The following is a 5,450-nucleotide window of genomic DNA, read 5'->3' as shown; positions in this document are numbered from 1 at the left end:
ACCACCTTGACCGAGGATGGTGGGAGGGTAACAGCAGTAGCGATCGCCCCCGACGGGAAACGAGCCGTCTCGGCATCCGATGATCAAATCCTGAAACTGTGGGATTTGGAAACCGGGATGGAACTCGCCACCCTCAGAGGGCACAGTGACCCGGTACTATCGGAGAATAAAACCCTGAAACTGCGGGATGTGGAGTGGATCCGAGGAGAATTCCATGGGCATTCGGAGGATTACACCCTGAAACTGTGGGATTTGGAGACCGGGATGGAACTGGCCACCCTCAGCGGGCATAGTGCGTGGGTAAATGCAGTCGCGATCGCCCCGGACGGGAAACGAGCCGTCTCGGCATCCAAGGATAAAACCCTGAAACTGTGGGATTTGGAGAGGGGGACGGAACTCGCCACCCTCACAAGGCATAGTGGCTCGGTAAATGCAGTAGCCATTACCCCCGACGGGAAACGAGCGGTCTCGGCATCGGGGGATAACACCTTGAAACTGTGGGATTTGGAGAGGGGGACGGAACTCGCCACCCTCACAGGGCATAGTGGCTCGGTAAATGCAGTAGCGATCGCCTCCGATGGCAAACAAGTGGTATCGGCATCATCGGATAAAACATTGAAGTTGTGGAATTTGGCTAGTGCAGAAGTGTTAGCTACGTTTACCGGGGAAGCTGAAATGCTTTGCTGTGCCATTGCACCGGATGGGGTGACGGTGGTGGCGGGGGATTTGGCGGGGACGTTGCACCTGCTGGGGTTGCTGTTCCTTGCCCAAATTGAGTAACGCCGCCCGGTGTAACGACTGGGTTAAACGGCTTTCTACCTCTGTCCGCATCTGAGTCAAGATAGTTTGACGATTGCGATACTCCTGTTTAGAGAACTGTCGCCCCCCGGTCGATCGTGCAGCGACTGGAACTCCTGCCGCACCTCTTGACGAAATTCCGTCACTTCTTGGCGCAACTCCTCTAGGCGTTCCTCTAGGGTTTGTAACAATTCGCTGATGGTGGTTTCCATCACCCCCAATCGTTGACAGACTTCCGCAAAACCGGAATCAATCCTGCCGGAAATATCGGTAAAAAACGCCTGCTGCTGGGCAACCGTTCCCCGTAACTGGGTTTCCAATTCCTGAAACTGTTGCAGGATTTGGCTGAACTCCTCAACATTGACCCCCTCTTGATTGGCTTGCAGTTGGCTCAGTTGTGCCTGCATTCCCGTCAATAACTGCAAGGTTAATCCCGCAAAGGCTTTTCCATCCTTGGCAAAGTCTTCCTTGAGGGTTTCTCGCAAGGCTTTGGGGAAGGTGGTATGGAGTAACTCGGCGACTTGTTGACGCACCTCGGAGGGAATCGGAAAGCCGCCCCCTTTACAGGCTGCCATGTTAAGGCGGATGAAGATATCCCCCCATTCTGTAGCGGTGAGGTTGCCTTGTTGGGTGAGTTGGTATTCTTCCGGGGTGAAGAATCGATCGAGTTTGGCTTCTCGCAGTTCGGGGTAGCGTTGCTGGGTGAGTTCCTGTTGGGCGATTTTTACCCAGTTGTCCTTGGCTTGGGCGGCGATTTTTTCGAGATGTTGGCGGGTTTTGCCGCGCTGTGATTTGGCGGCGAGGGTGATGACGGCGGCTATGGCTTTCCCGACTGCTTTGGTTAAATCATGATTTTCTAGGGAAACTCCCCCCTCTCCTCCATCGATTAAGGCATCAATGACATTGGCAGTATTGCCCGCAGCCACACTCCCTAGGGCATTTGCCAAGACTGTCCCCCAAACAATTCCTTCTCCGGCGAGTAAGGGGGGAAAGGCTAGGCTACCAAAGACGCAGCCGCCACCGATAGTTAATTTTAGGAGCGATCGCCCGACACCCATAGTCATACCCTCAACACTGTCATTATTTTGCCCCAAAAACCGGGTTTCTATGTAGGAACTGGGGAACCTATTTTTTTCAAGAAATCGATGCAAATGATTTGGCGGTGCAGTTGGGTGGGGAATAGTTAATCTGTATCATTACCCTCCTTCACCCCTTCAAAGGGATTGCACAATGTTAAATCAGGCACGCGCTTGAAATCATCCACATTTCGAGTCATCACACAAGCAGAGCAGTGCAATGCAGTTGCCGCAATCAGGGCATCGGGAAGTTTGAGGCGGTGATGTCGCCGTAATTGAATAGTGCGATCTTCAATTTGGGGCAGTAGGGGGACTTGTTCAAACTGCATCAACAAATCAGCAATGACCGCTTCTTCTTCATTGGATAATTCTGGAAAACTCAGCAACTCAATTCGGACAATGCAGGAAGTAATTACCTCATTTTGGCTGAGAAATGATTCTGAGAAAAATGGCAAGATGGCTGGTTCTTCAGCCAAGTAGTCAATAAAAATGTTGGTGTCGTAGAGATATTTCACCGCTCCCACTCCTGACGGATTGTGTCGAGATGCGCCCGCATTTTGTCTCGCTTATCTTTTAGCAATCCCTTGGCTTTGGCAACCTTGGCATAATCCCGTTGCCAGAGCGCGACCACTGAAGCAGGCACATCCACGGTAATAAATTCCTCATTTTGGTCAATTAAATATTGCTTAGAAATTTTAATAATGGGCATGATTTTTTCCTTGAATGTTTACTCCTGATTTGACTCGTCGATCGATCGTTGGTGCGTTCCCAACCGTCACTAACTGCCTTAATCGATTATAGATCGCTGGGAACGCACCCTACATGATTACTTACCTTCAGGATCGGTTTTTGATTTGAGTTTGATTTTCATAGTAAAAATTCTCCCTAAAACTAATTTTTTTCTTGTTATCCTCATCATTAATAAAACAAGCGTTTAATCAATTCATCGCTGGTCGTTTTTTCCTGGGCTAAAATTTCCACTAAACGGGCTTCGGTTTCGGGGTCTAGTTGTATGTTCAGCATGAATCCCTCTGATTTGTGATTAATATCTAATTATACCTGATTTACGCCAACTCATCCTTAAACTGATTTAAGTTGAGGAGGGGCTAAAGGGGTGATTACTATTGTAGCTAAGTTGCCAGAAACCGGGTTTCTTTGAGAAAGGGTTTTCTTTGATTGGGTTTTACTCCTTCTGGATTTCTAGGTTGGCGAAGTGTTCTTGCACGAGGCGATGGATAAAGCGGTAGCGGTTGCCGACTCGTTGCAGGATGAGGCGATTAATATCGTAGTCAAAAAAGCAGCTTAAAAACATAACCAAAAATAACACCTGCTAGGATGGATAGTATTATGAATGGAACAATACCACTAACTTCGCCAAATATATTTAGACCGGTTATGATTTTGTGTGTTATTCCGATTGACATCAAACATAAAAAAGGGATAACAATCCATATCAAACCCCACCCAAATGTTATTCATAATCATACCCAATCCAGAACACATCCAAAAAACGTATGTATAGTCATTTCAATTGTATCAAGCACAATTGAAATGACTATAAGTTTACTAAATGCACTTATTATAATAAGTATTATTTTTATAAAATACACGATATTAGAGTTTTTATTCGTAGATTTTATCGATGCATTTCCTAATCGGCGAATCCAATGGCCAGGATGCGTTCTCGATTGACTCCAAAAAGTTTTTAGATTTTCTCAAACCAAGCGGTATCAATTTCCACCGCCTCAATCATCGTAATCTTGACCCCCAATCTCAATTCTTTCAACCGTTGAACCAACTGCTCACCATCAATTAAATCAATCGGTGGCGCACCATCACGGGTCGCTTCCTTGACAGCATCTCGCGTAAATGTACCCGTCGTCACAAATAGTCCTTTATCGGTGCGCCCTTGCATCGCTCCCCGAAAATCTCGAATCTGACCCGCCGTGACCGAACCTTGATAACGCTTACACTGAAAAAGAACATGAAAGCTCAAGAAACCATTAATCCGCGCAATCCCAACCCCATCAATACCCCCATCTCCTGATTTTCCTGTGATTTGCACTTGGATAAAACCAGATTCTCGGAGTAAACGTTGCACCAAGCGCTCAAAAGCAGCAGGTTCAAGATTCAACAGCATTCCATGTAACTGATCCTGCCATTCGAGTTCCTCTGTGCTTTCCTCCATCGTTTCTATCATGCGATCGGAAGCATCAACTTTGCTTTTTTCCGCCTTTTGAACAACTTTGACAATTTCTTTTGGCTCAAGATGCTCAAAATCATCGGCAATGGATAATAATGACCACACTCCCCGTGCTGAATTTTCCAAAAGTCCATATTTTCTCAAATAGGTACGACTCCACCCTAAACGATACTCAACTTCACTGGTGGAAGTTTTGCCGTGGGGAATTTCGAGGATTTCATCAGGCAGGTTGAGAATTTGCACCACCTGCTCATAAATTTCTTGAACGGTGCCGGAACCCCCCAGATTTTTTAATCCGACCAGCGTGGGAATCAACATTGCATGAAATGTCGGAACAGAGGAGGAAGACAATTTTTGAACACTCATAATAATCGGGGCTTAAATGTAATGTAAATCTTACAATTTTTAATCAATCTGAGCAAAGAATCGTCGGATAAAGGTTTCCATCTGATCCGCCTCAAAGGGTAAATTGGGTTTCTAATTTCTAAAACTGTTGCAGGATTTGGCTGAATTCCTCAACATTGACCTCCCCTGGATTGGCTTGCAGTTGACTCAGTTGTGCCTGCATTCCCGTCAGTAACTGCAAGGTTAATCCCGCAAAGGCTTTTCCATCGTTGGCAAAGTCTTCTTTGAGGGTTTCTCGCAAGGCTTTGGGGAAGGTGGTATGGAGTAAATCGGCGACTTGTTGACGCACCTCGGCGGGAATGGGAAAGCCACCCCCTTTACAAGCTGCCATGTTGAGGCGGATAAAAATATCCCCCCATTCGGTAGCGGTGAGGTTGCCTTGTTGGGTGAGTTGGTATTCTTCGGGGGTGAGGAATTGGTCGAGTTGGGCTTCTCGTAGTTCGGGGTAACGTTGCTGGGTGAGTTCCTGTTGGGCGATTTTGACCCAATTATCCTTAGCTTGGGCGGCGATTTTTTCGAGAGATTGGCGGGTTTTGCCTGGGTATTGTTTGGCTGCGAGGGTGATGACGGCGGCTATGGCTTTCCCGACTGCCTTCGTTAAATCATGATTTTCTAGGGAGACTCCCCCCTCTCCTCCATCGATTAAGGCATCAATGGCATTGGCGGTATTGCCAGCCGCGACACTCCCTAATGTGGTTGCCAAGACTGTCCCCAAAACAATTCCTTCTCCGGCGAGTAAGGGGGGAAAGGCTAGGCTACCAAAGACGCAGCCGCCACCGATGCTTAGTTTTAGGAGCGATCGGCCTACACCCATAGTCATACCCTCAACACTGTCATTATTGTGACGTACTCCCGACGCCGACCACTTAGGCGGTACGGCGCGGGCTTCTCCGCCCAGACCTTTGAGATCTGGGTTTCGCGTTTTTGAGTGAGGCGACCCCTCGGATATGATGGGGTATCATATCCTC

General features: G+C 47.7%; 6 protein-coding genes and 1 pseudogene. 1 reads left to right on the top strand and 6 read right to left on the bottom strand.

Annotated features, from left to right (window positions below; translation table 11 throughout):
* Positions 1 to 780 (top strand): annotated as a pseudogene (locus tag AC0QH1_RS23420) (WD40 repeat domain-containing protein); the annotation flags it as partial.
* A 56-nt stretch (positions 781 to 836) separates the two neighbouring features.
* Here AC0QH1_RS23420 and AC0QH1_RS23415 read toward each other — a convergent pair.
* The 6 genes from AC0QH1_RS23415 to AC0QH1_RS23390 form a co-directional block, all read right to left on the bottom strand.
* Entirely contained in the window at positions 837 to 1,862 is a 1,026-nt protein-coding gene (locus AC0QH1_RS23415; RefSeq protein ID WP_324633789.1) for a hypothetical protein, read from the bottom strand.
* 119 nt (positions 1,863 to 1,981) lie between these two features.
* A complete protein-coding gene (locus AC0QH1_RS23410) occupies positions 1,982 to 2,389 on the bottom strand; it encodes a type II toxin-antitoxin system VapC family toxin (protein WP_324633788.1) in 408 nt (135 codons plus the stop codon).
* Positions 2,386 to 2,583 (bottom strand): hypothetical protein, encoded by a 198-nt coding sequence (locus tag AC0QH1_RS23405; protein WP_324633787.1) that lies wholly within the window; start codon positions 2,581 to 2,583, stop codon positions 2,386 to 2,388. Before AC0QH1_RS23405 ends, AC0QH1_RS23410 begins: the two co-directional genes overlap by 4 nt.
* Before the next feature lie 474 nt (positions 2,584 to 3,057).
* Positions 3,058 to 3,192: a hypothetical protein gene (locus AC0QH1_RS23400; protein WP_324633785.1), complete on the bottom strand. Its 135-nt coding sequence runs from the start codon at positions 3,190 to 3,192 to the stop codon at positions 3,058 to 3,060.
* A 387-nt stretch (positions 3,193 to 3,579) separates the two neighbouring features.
* Entirely contained in the window at positions 3,580 to 4,443 is an 864-nt protein-coding gene (locus tag AC0QH1_RS23395; protein WP_324633784.1) for a restriction endonuclease, read from the bottom strand.
* Between the two features lie 118 nt (positions 4,444 to 4,561).
* The gene (locus AC0QH1_RS23390) at positions 4,562 to 5,302 is read right to left on the bottom strand and encodes a hypothetical protein (RefSeq protein WP_324633783.1); all 741 of its coding nucleotides are present in this window, start codon (positions 5,300 to 5,302) and stop codon (positions 4,562 to 4,564) included.
* Between the last annotated feature and the right edge of the window lie 148 nt (positions 5,303 to 5,450).

Source organism: Phormidium sp. CCY1219, assembly GCF_055795085.1.
The sequence above is the reverse complement of the archived record's forward strand: the minus strand, read 5'-3'. Positions and strand labels throughout refer to the sequence as shown.

Bases quoted from the DNA above. Each gene is read 5' to 3' on its own strand.
- AC0QH1_RS23405 (WP_324633787.1), bottom strand. From the start codon at position 2,583: ATGCCCATTATTAAAATTTCTAAGCAATATTTAATTGACCAAAATGAG.
- AC0QH1_RS23395 (WP_324633784.1), bottom strand. From the start codon at position 4,443: ATGAGTGTTCAAAAATTGTCTTCCTCCTCTGTTCCGACATTTCATGCA.
- AC0QH1_RS23390 (WP_324633783.1), bottom strand. From the start codon at position 5,302: ATGACTATGGGTGTAGGCCGATCGCTCCTAAAACTAAGCATCGGTGGC.
- AC0QH1_RS23415 (WP_324633789.1), bottom strand. From the start codon at position 1,862: ATGACTATGGGTGTCGGGCGATCGCTCCTAAAATTAACTATCGGTGGC.